The following is a 17,872-nucleotide window of genomic DNA, read 5'->3' on the forward strand; positions in this document are numbered from 1 at the left end:
CCATGAGCACCTCCGTCGCGATCGCCGTGATCACCTTCCGGCGACCCGAGCTGCTGAAGGCCCTGCTGGACAGCCTGCAGGCCCAGGAGCTGCCCGCGGACAGCGACTTCGCCGTACGGATCGTCGTGGTGGACAACGACGCGGCCGGCTCGGCCGCGGAAGTGATTGCCGCGTCAACGGGCCCGTACCAGGTCGAGTCGGCGATCGAGCCGGAGCCGGGGATCCCGTTCGCGCGGGAGAAGTCGGTGCAGCTGTGCTGGGACGACGACGCGCTGATCTTCGTCGACGACGACGAGGTCGCGCCGGAAGGCTGGCTGGCGACGCTGCTCGGCGCGTGGGAGAGCACCGGCGCGGACGTCGTGACCGGGCCGATCCAGGGCATCCTGCCGCCGGACGCGCCGGCCTGGAACCGGTACAGCGACGTGCACGACTCGACCGGCAAGCACAAGACCGGTGACGTGCTGAACAAGGCGTACACGAACAACACGCTGGTCGCGCAGAAGGTGTACCACCAGGTCACGCCGGCCTTCCACCCGGCGTTCCGGTTCACCGGGTCGAGCGACCTGCACTTCTTCCTGCGCGTGCACCAGGCCGGGTTCCGGATCGTCTGGTGCGAGGAGGCCCGGATCACCGAGGACGTGCCCGCGTCCCGGACGACGCTGCGCTGGCTGGTCCGGCGCGCGTTCCGGTCCGGCAGCGGCGACAGCATCTCCCGGGTCCTGATCCGGCCGGGCCTGGCCAGCATGGTCAAGGCGCTGGCCTATGCTCTGGCGCGGATCGGATCGGCCTTCGTCTACGGCCTGGCCGGTCTGGTGCTCGTACGCAAGACCTATCTGCTGAAGGCCGTCCGCCGGTTCTTCTCGGGCATCGGCAGCCTCGCGGGCATAGTAGGGATCAACCATGACGAGTACCGGGAACGGCACCACACCGACGGTGGCGACGCTGTGCCACGCGATCTGGCAGCTGGAGCGGGAGCTGGATCTGCTGAGCTGGCGGATCCAGGGCGCCCACCCGTGGCCGATCATCCGGATGCGCGTCTTCCATGAGCTGACCAAGCGCGGCGGCATCCACGGCGAGCCGCACCCGGTCCGCCGGACCCGCTCGGACAAGGCCCGGTTGGTCGGCAAGCACGTCGCCGGCGTGGTCGGGAAGAACCCGTTCCTGGCCTCCGGCGCGTACGACGCCCTGGTGGTGCCGCACCCGCGCAAGCCGGCCGGGATCGAGATCTACACCGACAAGCTGCGCGCCGAGCTCGGCGCGTCGGCGCTGGTGCTGGACTCCGGGATCAACGGGACGCCGCTGGCCGGCAGCCGAAACCTCGACTTCTTCACCTCGGCCGCGGGCGCGGTCCGCAGCCGCTCGATCGACGCGCGGACCACGACGATCGCGAACGCGCTCGAGGCGCTGACCGGCGTCAAGGTCCCGATCGGCGCGCTGGTCGCGCGGGAGATCCCGAAGCACCTGCGGCTGCGCACGCTGTACCGCGCGCTGCTGCGGCGGCACCGGATCAAGACCGTGTACTCCGTGGTGTCGTACTTCCACCAGCACATCACCGGCGCGGCCCGCGACCTCGGCGTACCGGTGATCGAGCTGCAGCACGGCGCGATCAGCCCGTACCACCTCGGCTACAGCTACCCGGGCAGCCCGGTGGTCGCGGACCAGCCGGACGAGCTGTGGTGCTTCGGCTCGTACTGGGAGACCGTCGCCGAGCTGCCCGCGGGGATGTCGACGGCCGTGATCGGCGCGCCCTTCCTGCCTGCCGCCGACGCTTCGCTGAAGGTCGACGACCAGGTGCTGTTCCTGTCGCAGGGGACGATCGGGCGGGAGCTGTTCGACTTCGCGGTCACCTTCGCGGGGTCGCGGCCGGAGCTGGACGTGGTCTACCGGCTGCACCCGAGCGAGCACCTCGGCGACTACCTGCTGCCGGTGGACAGCCGTCTGCGGGTCTCCGCGGGATCGGCCGAGTCGACGGTCGAGCTGCAGCGGACCGCGGCGTACCAGGTCGGCGTCTCGACGACGGCCTTGTTCGAGGGGATGGCCCTCGGCTGCAAGACCGCCGTGGCCGAGTTGCCGGGGCACGAGTACCTGCAGCCTGTGGTGGACCGCGGCGACGCGTTGCTGGTGCCGGACGCGGGGACGCTGGCTGCGCGGCTCGACGAGGCGCCGGTGTGTGCGGACAGTTCGGTGTACTACGCGGCGGACCGGCTCAGCGCCGTACTGAAGGATCCCTCCCGATGAAGCCGAGCAGGCGGTCCTGGAGCGGCGCGTCCTCGGGGACCGGGATCTCCGGGCCGAACACCTCCACGTCGGGGCCGAAGGCGCCGGGCGTGCGGTAGAGCGTGATCATCTCGGCCGGGATCGACGTCGTACTGCGCCAGAGCCGCTCGACGTCCTCGGGATCCATCGCCTCGTCCTGACCGGTCGCCCGCGCGAGGTCCCAGCCGTGCAGCACCAGGTCGTCACTGACCACCTGGTCGATCTGCGCCTCGGCGGTCATCCGGCCGGCCGGGGTGTCGACCTCCTGCGCGGCGAGCTCGGGGTTGTCGAGGACCTCCTCGACCGCCGCCCTGGCCTGCCGGAACGTCGTGAGCGGATCGTCGCCCGCGAACGAACGACCGACCGGGCCGAGCATGTACCCGTGCATCGCGACGACGTGGTCGACCACGTCCCGCGCCGACCACTTCACGCACGGCGACTGGTTGCCCCAGTCCCCCGGTTTCACCGCCGCGACCTTGGCCTCGAAGGCTGTCGCGCGCCGCCGGTACCGCTCCCCGATGTCTGCCATCGGGCCACCCTGCCATCCGATCGACCGAAACTGAACCGTCTGAGCCGCGGCACGCTGGGTACCAGGAAAGCCCGCACCCGACGAGGAGGTCAACGATGAGTGGCATCACGCAGTCGGTGGACGTCGACGTCCCGGTCACGACCGCGTACAACCAGTGGACCCAGTTCGAGTCCTTCCCGCAGTTCATGGAAGGGGTCGAGGAGATCCGCCAGCTCGACGCGACGCACACCCACTGGGTGACCAAGGTGGGCGGCGCGACCCGCGAGTTCGACGCCACGATCACCGAGCAGCACCCCGACGAGCGCGTCGCCTGGAAGTCCGACTCCGGCCCGAACCACGCCGGCGTCATCACCTTCCACCAGCTCGAACCCACCAAGACCCGCGTCACCGCCCAGATGGAGATCGACCCCGAGGGCTTCCTGGAGACCGTCGGCGACAAGCTCGGCGTCGTCGAGGGCCGCGTCAAGGGCGACCTCCAGCGCTTCAAGTCCTTCATCGAGTCCCGGGGCTCCGAAACCGGAGCCTGGCGAGGCGACGTCCCGCGGTAGGCATCTGAAGCGCCTGGGACAAGCAGGCCCGATCCCGCTACGGTCGGCCTGAGGAGGTGTCATGCGATTCGCGCTGATGCACAAGACCAACCCCGCGCTGGAGGCCGGCCAGGCCCCGGACCCGGAGGTCCTCGTCCGCGCCGACGCGGTCCTGGAGGAGATGCGCCAGGCCGGCGTCCTGCTCACCGCAGAAGGCCTGCTCCCCAGCAAGCACGGCGCCCGCATCACCTTCCCCGACGGCCCGCCCAGGGTCCTCGACGGCCCCTTCGCCGAGACGAAGGAACTCGTCGCCGGTCTCTCGATCATCCGCGTCGCCTCCCGCGACGAGGCGATCCAGTGGGCGCTGCGCTTCGCCGAGGTCGACCCCGGCACCGAGATCGACATCCTCCGGCTCGCCGACTGAGCTCAGGCGAAGGAGGCGAGGACACCTTCCTCGGCAACGACCAGCGAGTCGATGGCGGCGAAGAACGCGACGATGCCGGGCAGGTTCGGGCCCTTCGCGCTGCTGGCGGCGTAGTCCTCGCTGGTCTCCCACTCGACGACATCGAGCCACTCGTCGTTCGCCAGCTGGACCAGGCGCGCGGACCGGAAGCCCTTCCGGTCCGCCGCGAAGTCGGCGAGCATCGCCGGGCGGGCGGCCAGCAGGTCCTCGGTCCGGGACGCCCTGAAGCGGGTCAGTTCCACGGCAGTCATAGTCACCATCCTTGATAGTAATTATCGATGACTATATCAGGTTGGTGGCCGCCCACTGGTTGATGTCGTCGCGACGGATGGCGGTGGCCATCAGATCCGGGAACAGATCCGGAGTGCAGGCGAACGTCGGAACACCCAGGTCGGCGAAGGCAGCGGCATTGTCCGCGTCGTACGACGGCGCGCCGGAGTCGGCCAACGCGAGCAGCGCGACCACCTGCACTCCGGACTCGACCAACGACCGCGTACGACGCAGCAGCTCCTCCCGGTTCCCGCCCTCGTACAGATCGCTGATCAGGACCAGCACGGTCTCGGCCGGTCGCGCGACGAGCGTCTCGCAGTACGCCAGCGCCCGGTTGATGTCGGTGCCGCCACCGAGCTGCGTCCCGAACAGCACGTCGACCGGGTCCTCCAGCTGATCGGTCAGATCCACGACCGCCGTGTCGAACACGACCAGGCTGGTCCGCAGCGAGCGCAGCGACCCCAGTACGGCGCCGAACACGCTCGCGTAGACCACCGACTCGGCCATCGAGCCGGACTGGTCGATCGCGAGCACGATGTCGCGCTGGACGCTGTGGTTGCGCCGGGCGTACCCGACCAGCCGGTCCGGGACGATCGTGCCCAGCGCCGGCGAGAAGTGCTTCAGGTTGATCCGGATCGTCCGGTCCCAGTCGATGTCGGCGTGCCGCGGCCGGCCGGTCCGCCCGGCCCGGTCGAGCGCTCCCGTGACGGCCGCCCGGGTCCGCTCGGCAAGGCGCTTCTCCAGATCCGCGACGACCCGGCCGACGACGTCGCGCGCGGTCTGCTTGGTCTCCTCGGGCATCACCTCGTTCAGCGCGAGCAGCGTGCTGACCAGATGGACGTCGGGCTCGACCGCGTTCAGCAGCTCGGGTTCCATCAGCATCCGGGTGATCCCGAGCCGCTCGACGGCGTCGCGCTGCATCACCTGGACCACCGAGCTCGGGAAGTACCCGCGGATGTCGCCCAGCCACCGCGCCACCCGTGGCGCCGAGGACCCGAGCCCGGCCGATCGCTTGGTCCCCGGCTCGCCTCGCTCGGCGTCGTACAGGGCAGCCAGTGCCGCATCCACGGACTGGTCAGCCTTGGACAACGTGGTGCCGGTCTCCGGGTCCGCCTCGCTGCCCAGGACCATCCGCCAGCGCCGCAGCCGTTCGTCGTCGGACATCAGACCTCCACCAATGGTGCCCGACCCAGCAGCCGCGCGACGGTCGGGAGCACCGAAGCCGCCAGCTCGGCGTCGAGATCGTCGTCAACGGCAACTACCCGCACAGCGCCGCCCAGCGCCTGCGCCCGCTCGCCGATCGAGCGCCGTTCCGGCTTCGCGAAGGTCCCGAAAGTCCTGCGCAGCAAGGGCAGCACCTCCAGGAACGCCTCGTCCGGAATCCCGGAGAGCCACCCGTCGACCAGCCCCAGCAACCGCTCGTCGTGCACGAGCAGCAGTCCACCACCGGCCAAGAACCCTTCGACGTATCCGGCCGCCTCGCCGGTCGGCGTCCCCGGCGACAACGCTCGCCCCAGCCGCAGCGCCACCTCGCCCGACTCCACCCGCGAGGTGTCGAGCATCAGCCGCGTCAACCGCCCGCCGATCAGCGGCGGCACCGACGTACGGTCGCTAAGTCCTTCAAGCGTGGCCAGCCAGAGTTCCCGGGAGTCCGACGACAGCAACGCCGTCGCATCCTGCACGCCGTCGATCAGCTCCAGCACCGATGCCGCCGCATCCGGATCCAACCCGTGCACCGTCCGCCCGAGCCCAGCACACACCCGAGCCACCATCCGCTCGGCGACAGCACCCAGCCCTGCCGTGTCACTTCCCCGTACGTCGCCGTACCGCGCGGACCTCGCCAACGCGGGCAGCGCGGCCATCAGATGCCCGACGTCCGCGTCCTTCGCCGCCCGCGTGTCGACTCCCGCCAGCAACGCCGGCAACGCCTCGCCGAGATCCGCCAACAAGGACCGCTCCAGCGCAGACGTCACCTCGGCGAGCGTCGACGACTCCGCCGCGGCCGCGAGCATCACCGTCGTCGCCGCCCCGGCCACCGTCGTACCGTGGGCTCCCGCCGCGACCAGATCCACCTCGAGCTCGGGATCCCACGCCAGCTTCCACATCTCGCGGAACGTCCCCTGGGCCCGGCGGTCGTCCGACGTCGGCAGCCCCCAGGAGATCCCGAGAATCCTCAACCGGTGCAGCAGATGCGACTTCTCCCGGTCGTTCTCCTTGCGCAGATCGAGGTCGATCACGCGCTCGGCCGGGTCCCGCTTGAGCCGCAGCCGCCGGGCCTGCGCCGCCAGGTCCGCAGCGACCGGCGCCTGCGGCGTGTCGCCCGGTACGGTCCCGAGCAGCTCTCCGACGACCGCTTCCCGGGTCACCAGATCCAGCAGTACGTCGTTCCCGCCACACAGTACGGCGCGCGTCGCCTCGGTCATCTCGCTCAGCCCGGCGAGCGGCCGTTCTCTCAACGCGGCCAGGGTTTCCGCGAGCCGGACCGCCTCGATCACGTGCGCGCTCGACACCGGCAGGTCCTCGTCGCGCAGCACCCGCGCGACCTTGGTCAGCCAGCGCGTGGTGATCTGGTCGGGCGCGGTGAACAGGTGGTGGTACCAGCCCGGCGAGGTCACGCCGGCGCCGTACCCGCTCGCGTTGGCCAGCCGGCTGTGCGTCCACGGCACCCAGGTGCAGGCCACCTTGCGTTTCGCGAGACCTTTCAGGATCCGCGCGTCATGAGTTGCCGGAGGCAACGGTAGCGACAACGCCGGTACGTGCCAGGCACCACAGACCACGGCGATCCGCTCGTAGCCCTCCTTGATCGCCTTGCGCAGCGTCTGCCGCATGTACGCCTCGCGCTGCGCCTCGCGGCCGGTGGCCTGCTCGTCACGGCGCAGCTCGCTCATCGCCTCCGCGATCACCGTGAACGGCTCGGCGCCGTCCCGCCGGTGCTCGATCACGTCGTCCCACCAGCGCTCCGGATCGTCGTACCCACCGGCGGCGGCCAGCGTCGCGAGCGGATCGATCGACGACCCGCGCTCCCGCTCCGACGACCCGAACATCAGCGCGGCCGGAAGGTCGCAGAACCGCACCGGTACGCCGCCCGCCAGCGCGAACCGGATCGCCTGCCACTCCGGACTGAACACCGCGAACGGCCAGAACGCGGCCCGCGTCGAGTCGTCGACGGCGTACGCCAGCAACGCGACCGGCGGCACCATCTCCGGGTCGGCGGCCAGCTCGACCACCTTGTCGGCCTCGGGCGGTCCCTCGATCAGCACGATGTCCGGCTGCAGCTCCGCCAGGGCGGCCACCAGCGCCCGGGCCGAGCCCGGTCCGTGGTGCCTGATGCCGAACAGGTGGACGGACATCAGCTCAGGTCCCGGCACGCCCGGTAGAAGTCCGACCAGCCGTCGCGCTCGCGGACGACGGTCTCCAGGTACTCCGACCAGACCACGCGATCGGCCGACGGGTCCTTCACGACCGCGCCGAGGATGCCGCCGGCCACGTCGTACGAGCGCAGGACGCCGTCGCCGAAGTGGGCGGCCAAGGCGAGACCGCCGGTGACCACGCTGATCGCCTCGGCGGTGGACAGCGTGCCGGACGGCGACTTGACCGCGGTCCGGCCGTCCTCGGTCCGGCCCGACCGCAGCTCGCGGAACACCGTGACGACGCGGCGGATCTCGTCCAGCGCGCTGTCCTGCGGCGGCAGCTCGAGCGAGGCGCCCAGCTGCGCGACCCGGCGGGAGACGATCTCGACCTCGTCGTCGGCGGAGTCGGGCAGCGGCAGGACGACGGTGTTGAACCGCCGCCGCAGCGCGCTCGACAACTCGTTCACGCCCTTGTCCCGGTCGTTCGCGGTCGCGATCACGTTGAAGCCCTTGCGGGCCTGGATCTCCCCGGCCAGCTCCGGGATCGGCAGCGACTTCTCCGACAGGATCGTGATCAGCGCGTCCTGGACGTCGGACGGCATCCGGGTCAGCTCCTCGATCCGGGCGATCTTCGCCTCGGCCATCGCGCGCTGCACCGGGCTCGGGACCAGCGCGGCCTCGCTCGGGCCCTGCGCGATCAGCTGCGCGTAGTTCCAGCCGTAGCGGATCGCCTCCTCCGCCGTACCGGCCGTGCCCTGGACGAGCAGCGTCGAGTCACCACAGATCGCCGCGGCCAGGTGCTCGCTGACCCACGTCTTCGCCGTACCCGGTACGCCGAGCAGCAGCAGCGCCCGGTCCGTCGCGAGCGTGGCGACGGCCACCTCGATCAGCCGCCGCGGGCCGACGTACTTGGGTGTGATCTCGGTGTCGCCGGCCTGTCCGCCGAGCAGGTACGTGACCACCGCCGCCGGCGACAGCCGCCAGGCCGGCGGACGCACCCGATCGTCCGTCGCCACCAGCGCGGCCAGCTCCTCGGCGTACTCGGCCTCGGCGTGCGGCCGCATCACTGCTGTGGTGCTCATGACAGCTCCTCGTACATCTCACGACGGAAGATCAGGGTCTCGACGAGCCGCAGGCGCCAGGTGTCTTCCTCACCGGTGGGCTCACGGGTGATCGGGTGGTTCAGGACCTCAGGCGGTACGGCGCGCGCCGCGGTGCTGGCCAGGCGGGCCCAGCTGCGGTGGGTGCCGGCCTTGGCGAGCAGGTCGAGCACCAGTACGGCGACCGGCTCCGGCCACGGGACCGGGAGGCCGCCGACCAGCTCGGACAGGTCGATGGTCGTCCGCAGGTGGTCGATCGCCTTGGGCAGCTCGGCCTCCGGCAGCACCCGCAGCAGCTCGCTCGTGCGGCCGTCGGTAGCCGCGTTGCTCAGCAGGAGGGCGCGGGCCCAGTCGACGTTCTGGTCGCGGACTGTGGCTTCGGCCCAGGCGGCTTGGAGCACCTCGGCCGCTACGCCCTCCACTGGCAGCTGGAGCAGGTCCGGTGACGGCAGCGGGGCCGCGGCGACCAGCTGCTTGAGCCAGCCGGCCCGGCGGCCCAGGCCGGGGTGTGCTTGCGGGTCGATGCCGTCGCGCTCCATCGCCTTGGTGACGCGCTCGGGCAAGGTCACCACCAGGACGTCCTGCGACTCCATCAGGTGCGCTCCGACCCGCTCGGACATCCGCACGCTGTACTGCGACCCCGCGACCCGCGCCAACAGCTCCGCTGCCAATCGCCTGACGTCTTTCGACCTGTCGTCGAGGGCCTGCTCCAGGAACTCCTCGTCGGCCTTGCTGATCTTGGTTCTGAGCGAGCCGAGGAACTCCAGCCGCGTGGCGGCGGTCTCCGTCGGCCAGACCTCGCGCAGGGCCTCCAGCGCAGCCAGTGGGTCACTCTCCCTCAATCTCCTGAACCACGCCCGTCGCTGCAACGAGTTCCCATGGGTCCACAACTGCGGATCGTCGTTGACCGCCTCGTGCAGGAACCGCCACTCCGGATTCAGGTCCGCCAGCCAGGCCGCCCGCCTCCCCGCAGCAGCAATGACCAACGGCCGGTACTCCGCCCGCCCCTTCGCGTAGTCCGCCAACGCCGGCAGGTGCTCCGGCGGGATCCCCCAGCCCTTGGCCTCCGCGATCCGCAACCACTCACCCAACGCCGCCGACTGGAATCCCGTCAGCATCGCCGCCAACCGTCGAATCGCGTTCGACCGCGGCAACGGCCGGTCCTCACCCTCCGCCTCGGGCAACGGCTCGATCCCCTGCAGGGGAAGGCGTCCCGCCCGCTTGTAGAGCGTCGCCAACGCGGCCGCGTCCAGTAGCCCGGCATCGTCGGTCAGCTGCTCCCGCACCGCCGGCGGCAGCTCGTCGTACACCGGCGGCCGCCGATCGGTCCCCAGCAGAGCGGAGGACACGAGACCGTCCCAGCCCCTCACACCATCACCGCTCTCTCCCCGTCCCACACGGTCATCGGGCGGAAGCCGGCGCGGTTCCACTCGCCCGCGACGGTGATCGGAGCACCCGCGGAGACGGCCAGGAGCTTCCACGGGTCGAAGGTCGGCAGGACTTCCAGCGCGCCCTCGCCATCCACCAGCGCCCACGCCGAACCGTTGCGCGCCGGCCGGACGTCCTGCAGCACCAACGGCCAGCGCTCGTTCCACGGGTCCGCGGTCAACGACTCCACGTACGCGACGAGCGCCTGGTGAGTCGACAGGCCGGAAGGTCTGGTGCCGGGGAGACGCGGGGCGGTCTGGGTGAGCAGAGCGCGAAGCGGAAGCGCACCCGGGTAGAAGGAAAGAACGGCAGGCACGACCTCACCAGGGCGGGCAGGAAGCGGGTCCAGCCGGCGTCCCGCGGGCGCGAAAGCAAGAATCAGGGCCAGGCGACCAGTTGTTGCCCCACGCAACCATAGGCGCCGGACGGTCAGCCGGTCGTCCGGTTCGACCACCCGGCCGAGCACCAGCCAGTCGTCCTCGACCTTCTCCCCCTCGGCCTGCACCCGCGCCGTCTCGACCGTCCACCCGATCCGTGTCTGCACGGTCTCAGCCATCGACGGGGGCAGCTCGGCCAGCCGGCCGTGCGCCGACACCGTCAGGTGGATCAGCGCCAGCTCCTCCAGCAGCTCGCCCGGCCACCCGTGCCCTCGCCCGACCACGCCGGCAGCACGCCGTACGGCGCCCGCAACGCCCGGCGCCTGCGCGTCGACCATCCGGGCAGCCAGCCGACTCAGCTCCTCGTACCCGCGCTGCTCGAACCCGCTGAGCCCGCGCCGTACCTGGTCGTCCAACCAGCTCTCCAGCTCGGCCATGCCCGCCGACACCCGGTCAGCCCGCCGCGACGCCCGCGCCTGAGCCGACAGCGGGTCAGCGACCTCACCCGGCTTCTTTTCGGCCCGCTCGGCCGCCTTCTCCGCGCGAGTGCTCCGCTCGGCCAGCCACATGTCGACCCACTCGGGCTCCTCCGCCACCGGCAGCGCACCAGCGGCCCAGAGCAGCATCAGCCCGAGCGAGTGCTTGCACGGGAACTTCCGGCTCGGACAGCTGCACTTGAACGCCGGACCGCTCAGGTCGACCGAGGTCTGGTACGGCGACTTGCCGCTGCCCTGGCAGTACCCCCACAGCGCACCCTCCGAGCTACCGGCCTCGGACCACTTGGCCACCCGAGCCTGCGCCTGCCCGGCCTTGGCGGAGGCAGGATCAGGCGCCAGCGCGAGCACCTGCTCCACATCCCACGGCCCCACAACGCTCCCCGCTCTCGCCTGCACCTAGACGAGAGCATGCCATCCACGACGGACAGCTCAGCCGAAGGCCTGCTGCTCGGACTCGTAGTGGCTGGGATAACCGTTGCCGACCGGCTGGCCGTTGATGGGCGACGGGGTGGTGGGCCGGGCCTCCCCCGACCCGACCGGCTGCGCCGGCGGCGGAGTGGGCGGCGGGGTCGGGGTTTCCGACAGACCATCCCGTACGGCGCCAAGCAACTGCTGCTCGACTGCCTGCAGGCCTGCGATGCGCCGGCGGATTGCCTCCTCCTCGGTCCGAGCGGCCGCCACGATCTCGTCGGCCTCGGCCTTCGCCGTCTCGCTCAGGTGGTCGGCAGTCCGCTGGCTCGCGCTCAGCACGCTCAGCTCGTACCGCCGCAGTTCGTCCACCCACGCGCCGTCCTGCGGCTGTGCCGCCAGCACCGGCGCCATCGGGTGCTCGCTGTCGACCGTCGGCAGCGTCCGCTCGAGGTCCGCGATCTGCTGGTCCACCCGCGTGAACAGGTCGGCCACGTCGGTCCGCATCTGCCGGATCACGGTTGCCGCCGCGGCGACCCGCTCGTCGGCCTCCCGCTCGCGCTCGAGCGCGGTCCGCTCGGCGGACGTGATCACCCCCAGCGCCACCAGCGCGTCCCGCTCCGCGTCGTCCGCCGGCTCCGCCACCGCACCGGTCGACGCCGCACCCGGCGCCGCAGCAGCCGCCAGGTCAACTGGCGCACCCCCACCCGCGCCGGCGCTCGCACCGGCACCCGCCCGGGAACCGCCCACGGCACCCGCCTCCGCGCCGACCCCATCCCCGCTCATCGCCACCGTCCGCCGCAGCGGCACCTCCCGGATGAGCAGCACCGCCAGCAGACTCACCACCCCAGCCGCGGCAGCAATCAAAAAGATCCGCCCGGTCGCATCCCCGTACGCGTGCCGCACGACCTCCGCCAGCTGCGGTGGCAGCGACCCCACGTCCAGCACACTCGTCCCCGACCCGTCCTGCAGAGCCCGCCCCGCAGCAGCTCCGTCCGGCCCGAGCGCCCGCAGGTTGCTCGTGATCAGCTCGGTCACCCGATTGGCAAGCACCGCCCCCAGCACCGAGACACCCACCGCACCCCCAAGGCTGCGGAAGAACGTGACCGACGCACTCGCAGCCCCCACCTGGCTGACGTCGACAGTGTTCTGCACCGCGAGCACCAGGTTCTGCATCAGCATGCCCATGCCGATGCCCATCGCGCCCATGCCGACCGCCAGGTACCAGTACGGCGTGGTGTGATCGATCGTGCCGAGGACGCCGAGCCCGCCGATCAGCAGCAGCCCGCCGAGCACGAGGTAACGCTTCCACTTCCCGTACCGGGTGATCATTTGCCCGGCGCCCACCGAACCGAAGAACGAGCCGAGCATCATCGGGATCGTCAGCAGGCCGGACTCGGTCGCGCTGTAGCCGCGGGCGATCTGGAAGTACTGGCCGAGGAACACCGCGCTGCCGAACATCGCGAGCCCGACCGCCAGGCTGGCCACGATCGCGAGCGCCGTGGTCCGCTCGCGGACGACGGTCAGCGGGACGAGCGGCTCCTTCGCGCGGGTCTCGACGATCACCGCGAGGAGCGCGAGCACCGCCGTACCGCCGAGGTAGTACGCCGTCTCGCGCGACCACCACGGGAAGTGCGTGCCGGCGAACGAGACCCACACCAGCGGCAGGCTCGCCGCGCCGCTGATCAGGATCGCGCCGAGGTAGTCCATCCGCACCTTGCGCCTGATCAGCGGCAGGTGCAGGTACCGCTGCAGCATGATCAGGCTGATCACCGCGAGCGGCACGCAGACGTAGAAGCACCAGCGCCAACCGAGCCAGCTGGTGTCGACGATCACGCCGCCGAGCAGCGGGCCGCTGACCGTGGCGACGGCGACGACGGCACCCATGTAGCCGGAGTACCGGCCGCGGTCGCGCGGCGGGATCGCGGCGCCGATGATCGCCTGGGCCAGCGCCATCAGGCCGCCCATCGCCAGGCCCTGCGGGACCCGCGCGCCGATCAGGAACGGCACGGTGTGCGCCATCCCGGCCAGCGCCGAGCCGACCACGAACAGCACGATCGCGAGCTGGACGAGCAGCTTCTTGCTGATCAGGTCGGACAGCTTGCCCCAGACCGGCGTGGAGACGGTGGTCGCCAGCAGGCTCGCGGTGATCACCCAGGTGTACTGGGTCTGGCTGCCCTTGAGGTCCGCGATGATCGTCGGCAGCGCGTTGCTGACGATCGTCGAGCTGAGCATCGCGGTGAACAGCGCCGCCAGCAGCCCGACCAGGATCTCGAGGATCTCCCGGTGCGTCAGCTCGGGATCGGCGGGCTTCGCCGCCACAGGGTCGGCCGGCGCGGCCTCGGTGACAGACATCGGGTGGATCCGTCCTCACGCAGTCGTTCGGCCGGAGCAGCCGGTCGGGCTGCTCCGGGGCGGAGTACGGCCTCCAGGTCCTCACCCAGGCCTATTTGGTTGCAGTAGGAAACTGTAAGGCAGCTCAGCGTGACAGTGCAGGCCGGGTCAGCCCACCGGCTGTTCGGTCTGTTCCGAACGGCGGGACGCGCGTAACGTCCACTGCCTGCTGAGCGATCAACAGCGGGAGGCTTCGGCGGTGCTGTCAGGGCCCGCCGAAGCTCTCCCCACTCCGGTCAGCTCCCGGCGCCGCGACCGGTGCGCGCCTGCAGCTCGTCGATCAGCTTCGAGGCGTCCGCCTTGCTCAGGCCGTCCGGGACCTGTTCACCGGCCTCCTGCGCGAGCGTGTGCAGGTAGGACTCCTGCGGCCCGGTCATCGGCTCGTCCCCGGTCGTCCACTCCTCCGGATCCTTGTCCGGCACCGGCTGCACGTCCTGACTCATCGGTCCTCCTCCACGGCGTTCTTCGAACACCAGCTCGATTACCGGGCCGGTACCCCTCGCTTCACGTCCCATGCACGCGTCAGGCCGCGCGACTCAGCAGCCGTACGGCGTTGGCGGTGGTCCTGGGCCGCCAGCCCTCGGCCACGGCCGCCTGGTCCAGTGCGGCGATCTGACCGGCGACAGCCTCGTCCGGCGTGAAGCAGTGGTCACTGCCGTACAGCAGGTGGTCCGCACCCGCTACCGCCTGCAGAGCCGGCAGCTGGTTCGGCACCGGCGTACCGGCGACGTCGTACCAGAGGTCCTTGAGCTGGTCGGTCACGCTGGGCAGATCGCTCGTGGGAGCGAAGGTGTCCTGGAACAGGTCGAGCCGGTCGCCCAGCAGCGGGATGACCCCGCCGGCGTGGGTGACGACGAAGCGGATCCGCGGGTAGCGGGTGAAGATCCCTGTGAGCAGCAGGTCGGTCACCGCGCGGGCGCTGTCGAACAGGAACTCGATCATCGGCCGCGGCCGGTCCAGCGAGACCTGTCGCCACTGCGGCGGCGACGTCGGGTGCAGGAACACCACAGCGGCCCGCTCGTCCAGTGCCCGCCAGAGCTGCTCCCATGACGGGTCACCGGGGTACTGCCCACCAGCATTGCTGTTCAGGACGACGCCGTCCGCACCCAGTACGTCGTACGCGTGCTCCAGCTCGACCAGCGAACCCGCGACGTCCGGCAACGGCAGACTGGCGAAGAACCCGAACCGGCCCGGGTGGTCCTTGGCCACCTCGGCAGCGGCCTCGTTCATCCGGCGGGCCAGCACCTGGGCGCGGAAGTCGTCGCCGAAGTGCACACCGGGCGACGACACCGACAGCAGCGCCTTGGCGATCCCGGTCCGGTCCATCAGCTCCAGGTGCTTGGCCGCACTCCACACCGGCCAGCCCGGCATCCCGTCCGGACGGAGGTGCCCGGCCCGCTCGGCGGCGGCGACGTACTCCTTGAGCAGGAAGTGCGCGTGCACATCGATCAGGCCACTCATCGGTCTCACCTCCGTCGCGGGGTGCGGGTCACGCGGTCGTCGGGTGCAGCAGGTCGTCCAGGCCGACGCGGCGCAGGAACTCCGAGCGGACCCGGTCGGCGACCGCGTTGACCACGGCGGCGCCGTCGTCGGAAGGGTCGATGTGGACCCGGAACGGCCTGTGGCCCTTCTCGGTCCCGACCACCGTGACGATCGCCTGGGCGACCTCCGCGACGTCGGCCCACTCCGGCTCGAGCTCGCGCAACTTCTGGCTGACCTGGTCCATCAGCCCGGCGTACCGGGTCTCGTAGGCGGCGACGACGTCGGTGTCGGCCGGCGTCCCGCTGTGCGCGAAGTGGTTCGTGCCATGGGTGAACGAGCCCGGTACGACGATCGTCGTCTCGATCCCGAAGCGGGACAGCTCGAGTGCGTAGCTGGTGGCCATCGCGTCCATCCCGGCCTTGGCGGCGAAGTACGGCGCCAGGTACGGCGGCGTGCCGCCGCGGCTGCTGGAGCTGCCGACCCAAACCACCAGGCCGTCCTGCTGCTCCCGCAGGTGCGGCAGGGCCGCCCGGTTGAGCCGCTGGGTGCCGACCACGTTGGTGTCGTACAGGTTGGCGACCTGCTCGGGCGTGAAGGCCTCGGCCGGTCCGGTGACCATGTGCCCCGCGTTGTGGATCAGTACGTCGAGCTTGCCCCGCTCGGCAAGCACGGTCCGAACGGCCTGCTGAGCCGACTCGTCGGAGCTGACGTCCAGCTCGACCGCGCGGAGGTCGACGGTGTTGTCCTTGGAGTACTGGGCGGCGTCGGCCGCGGCCGTCGCGTTGCGGCCGGCGACGTCGCGCATTCCGGCGTACACGGTGTGGCCGGCGTCGGCCAGAGCGCGGGCGGTGAGGGCACCGAAGCCGCTCGAGGCACCGCTGATCAGGATGGTCTTGGACATGACGGGACGACCTTTCGGGCAGGCGGATCAGCAGGCTCGGCGCCCGCGTGGTCCTGGAGGGTGAGAAAGAGTGCGGGCGCCCGCGGCGGATCAGGCCGCGGAACCGCCGTTGGCGTAGATGGTCTGACCGTTGACCCAGCGACCGGGGCCGGCCAGGAAGGCGACCAGTTCCGCGAGGTCCTCGGGCTGGCCGAGGCGCTCGAGCGGCGGCTCGGCGGTGATCCGGTCGATCAGCTCCTGGGACTTGCCCTCCATGAACAGGGCGGTCTCGGTCGGGCCGGGGGCCACCGCGTTGACGGTGATGTCACGGCCGCGCAGCTCACGGGCCAGGATCAGGCTGATCGTGTTGACCGCGCCCTTCGACGCGGCGTACGCCGAGTAGCCCGGGCGGGCCAGCAGGGTCAGCGAGCTGGAGAAGTTGATGATCGCGCCACCGTTGCGGACCCGGCGGGCGGCCTGCTGGTCGACGACGAAGGTGCCGCGGACGTTGACTTTCAGGTGCTCGTCGAGCACCGCCAGGTCCAGGTCGGCCAGCGGCGCGAGCTTCATGATCCCGGCCGCGTGCACCACCACGTCGACCCCGCCGAACTCCTTCTCCGCGGCGTCGAACAGCGCGCTGACCGCCTGCTCGTCGGCGACGTCGGCCTGGACGGCGATCGCCCGGCCCCCGGCCTGCTCGACCTCCTTGACGGCCTCCTCGGCCTCGGCCCGGCCGCCGCCGTACGCGACCACGACGTCGAAGTGGTCCTTGCCCAGGCGGGCCGCGGTCTCGCGGCCGATCCCGCGCGATCCGCCGGTCACGATCGCCACCCGGTTGGTGTTGTCGGTCATCGTCCTGCTCCTTCGAAGTTCTCGGTGTTTCGTGCTGACACCAAAAGCTTCGCGCGGCGGATGGATCAAGTCCAACGACTCAACTCGATAGGTGGATCAATTCTGGTGATCCATCAGATCCTTGCCGGGCGTCGTACCGGGCGGGTGCTTCAGGTGGGCGACGACCAGCCCGAGCAGGGCGCGCAGCGCGACCGACGGCTTCCGCTTGCGCAGCGTCGCCATGTAGAGCGACCACCGGAAGTCCTGGTCCCTGATCGGCACCGCGCGGATCGTGTCCTCGTCGGCGATCGCGTAGCCGGGCAGGATGCCGAGCCCGACACCGTGCCGGACGAACTGCACGCCGTTGTCGATGCCGAGCGCCTCGACCACGACCTGCCGGCCGATCCCGGCCGCGTCGAAGGTCTGGTCGATCAGCGTCCGGGTGCCGAAGCCGGGCGGGAAGTCCACGAACGCCTCGTCGGCCAGGTCCGCCAGCTCCACCGACCGCCGCCGGGCCAGCCGGTGCCCGGTCGGTACGGCGAGCACCTGCGGCACCCGCAGCAGCTCCCACGCGGTCAGCTCGCGCGGCACGCTGCCCGGGCCGACGCCGAGGAAGCCGACCTCGATGTCGCCGTTGCGCAGCCCGGCGATGACTCCGGCCGACCCTTCGGGCTCCACGCGCAGCTGCAGCTCGACGTTCTGGTGGCGGCGCCGGAACTCGCCCGCCGCGGCCGGTAGATCGATCAGCCCGAGCCCCGGCAACAGCCCGACCCGGACCGTGCCACGCATCCCCGCCCCGAGCTCGTCGACGACGTCCCGCGCGCCCTGGACCGCGTCCATCACCGCCAGCGCCTCCGGCAGCAGCGCCGTACCGGCCTCGGTCAGGACGACGCGTTGCGCCGACCGCTCGAACAACGTCACCTTCAGATCGCGCTCGAGCGCGGCGATCGCCGCGCTCACCGCGCTCTGCACGACGTGCAACCGCCGCGCCGCGAGCGTGAAACTCCGCTCGTGCGCCACCGCGACGAAGTACTCCAGCTGCCGAAGTTCCACGTCCAGAGTCTGGCAGCATCCGTGTCG

The 17,872-nt window shown here is 71.1% G+C and carries 17 protein-coding genes; 4 read left to right on the plus strand and 13 right to left on the minus strand.

The genetic code is table 11. The features are described from left to right. Positions 1 to 2: 2 nt before the first annotated feature. Together ABD235_RS20070 and ABD235_RS20075 are read left to right on the plus strand one after the other, a co-directional pair. Complete coding sequence (locus ABD235_RS20070; RefSeq protein WP_344176167.1) at positions 3 to 1,046, plus strand: glycosyltransferase family 2 protein; 1,044 nt, start codon at positions 3 to 5, stop codon at positions 1,044 to 1,046. Then, the gene (locus tag ABD235_RS20075; RefSeq protein WP_344178694.1) at positions 1,030 to 2,238 is read left to right on the plus strand and encodes a hypothetical protein; all 1,209 of its coding nucleotides are present in this window, start codon (positions 1,030 to 1,032) and stop codon (positions 2,236 to 2,238) included. The genes ABD235_RS20070 and ABD235_RS20075 overlap by 17 nt, the downstream gene beginning before the upstream one ends. Here ABD235_RS20075 and ABD235_RS20080 read toward each other — a convergent pair. Beyond that, a complete protein-coding gene (locus tag ABD235_RS20080; protein WP_344176170.1) occupies positions 2,207 to 2,785 on the minus strand; it encodes a TIGR03086 family metal-binding protein in 579 nt (192 codons plus the stop codon). The genes ABD235_RS20075 and ABD235_RS20080 overlap by 32 nt on opposite strands. Positions 2,786 to 2,880: 95 nt before the next feature. On the opposite strand from ABD235_RS20080, the gene ABD235_RS20085 reads away from it, so the two are divergent. Together ABD235_RS20085 and ABD235_RS20090 are read left to right on the plus strand one after the other, a co-directional pair. Continuing rightward, positions 2,881 to 3,333, plus strand: a complete 453-nt coding sequence (locus ABD235_RS20085) for an SRPBCC family protein (RefSeq protein ID WP_344176172.1) — start codon at positions 2,881 to 2,883, stop codon at positions 3,331 to 3,333. Between the two features lie 61 nt (positions 3,334 to 3,394). Next, complete coding sequence (locus ABD235_RS20090) at positions 3,395 to 3,736, plus strand: YciI family protein (protein ID WP_344176174.1); 342 nt, start codon at positions 3,395 to 3,397, stop codon at positions 3,734 to 3,736. 2 nt (positions 3,737 to 3,738) lie between these two features. On the opposite strand, the gene ABD235_RS20095 is transcribed toward ABD235_RS20090, so the two are convergent. The 12 genes from ABD235_RS20095 to ABD235_RS20150 form a co-directional block, all read right to left on the minus strand. Continuing rightward, positions 3,739 to 4,026: a hypothetical protein gene (locus ABD235_RS20095; protein WP_344176177.1), complete on the minus strand. Its 288-nt coding sequence runs from the start codon at positions 4,024 to 4,026 to the stop codon at positions 3,739 to 3,741. 31 nt (positions 4,027 to 4,057) lie between these two features. After that, positions 4,058 to 5,209: a VWA domain-containing protein gene (locus tag ABD235_RS20100; protein ID WP_344176179.1), complete on the minus strand. Its 1,152-nt coding sequence runs from the start codon at positions 5,207 to 5,209 to the stop codon at positions 4,058 to 4,060. Further along, positions 5,209 to 7,395, minus strand: coding sequence for a DUF5682 family protein (locus tag ABD235_RS20105; protein WP_344176182.1), 2,187 nt, complete (start codon positions 7,393 to 7,395; stop codon positions 5,209 to 5,211). The genes ABD235_RS20100 and ABD235_RS20105 overlap by 1 nt, the downstream gene beginning before the upstream one ends. Further along, positions 7,395 to 8,477, minus strand: coding sequence for an ATP-binding protein (locus ABD235_RS20110; RefSeq protein WP_344176184.1), 1,083 nt, complete (start codon positions 8,475 to 8,477; stop codon positions 7,395 to 7,397). Before ABD235_RS20110 ends, ABD235_RS20105 begins: the two co-directional genes overlap by 1 nt. Continuing rightward, positions 8,474 to 9,844, minus strand: a complete 1,371-nt coding sequence (locus ABD235_RS20115; RefSeq protein ID WP_344176186.1) for a DUF5691 domain-containing protein — start codon at positions 9,842 to 9,844, stop codon at positions 8,474 to 8,476. Before ABD235_RS20115 ends, ABD235_RS20110 begins: the two co-directional genes overlap by 4 nt. A gap of 17 nt (positions 9,845 to 9,861) precedes the next feature. Beyond that, a complete protein-coding gene (locus ABD235_RS20120; protein WP_344176188.1) occupies positions 9,862 to 11,169 on the minus strand; it encodes an SWIM zinc finger family protein in 1,308 nt (435 codons plus the stop codon). Between the two features lie 57 nt (positions 11,170 to 11,226). Further along, a complete protein-coding gene (locus ABD235_RS20125; protein ID WP_344176189.1) occupies positions 11,227 to 13,560 on the minus strand; it encodes an MDR family MFS transporter in 2,334 nt (777 codons plus the stop codon). Between the two features lie 275 nt (positions 13,561 to 13,835). Beyond that, entirely contained in the window at positions 13,836 to 14,042 is a 207-nt protein-coding gene (locus tag ABD235_RS20130; RefSeq protein ID WP_344176191.1) for a DUF3072 domain-containing protein, read from the minus strand. A 79-nt stretch (positions 14,043 to 14,121) separates the two neighbouring features. Next, positions 14,122 to 15,060 (minus strand): amidohydrolase family protein, encoded by a 939-nt coding sequence (locus tag ABD235_RS20135; RefSeq protein ID WP_344176193.1) that lies wholly within the window; start codon positions 15,058 to 15,060, stop codon positions 14,122 to 14,124. Positions 15,061 to 15,088: 28 nt separating this feature from the next. Beyond that, positions 15,089 to 15,982: an SDR family oxidoreductase gene (locus ABD235_RS20140; RefSeq protein WP_344176195.1), complete on the minus strand. Its 894-nt coding sequence runs from the start codon at positions 15,980 to 15,982 to the stop codon at positions 15,089 to 15,091. A 90-nt stretch (positions 15,983 to 16,072) separates the two neighbouring features. Further along, positions 16,073 to 16,813 carry an SDR family oxidoreductase gene (locus tag ABD235_RS20145; protein WP_344176197.1) on the minus strand — a complete coding sequence of 247 codons (741 nt, stop codon included), beginning with the start codon at positions 16,811 to 16,813 and terminating at the stop codon, positions 16,073 to 16,075. A gap of 96 nt (positions 16,814 to 16,909) precedes the next feature. After that, on the minus strand, positions 16,910 to 17,845 hold the full coding sequence (locus tag ABD235_RS20150) for a LysR family transcriptional regulator (protein ID WP_344176199.1): 936 nt from the start codon (positions 17,843 to 17,845) through the stop codon (positions 16,910 to 16,912). Positions 17,846 to 17,872 lie beyond the last annotated feature (27 nt).

The sequence above is a fragment of the Kribbella lupini genome (genome assembly GCF_039529595.1).
GTDB classification, from domain to species: Bacteria; Actinomycetota; Actinomycetes; order Propionibacteriales; family Kribbellaceae; genus Kribbella; species Kribbella lupini.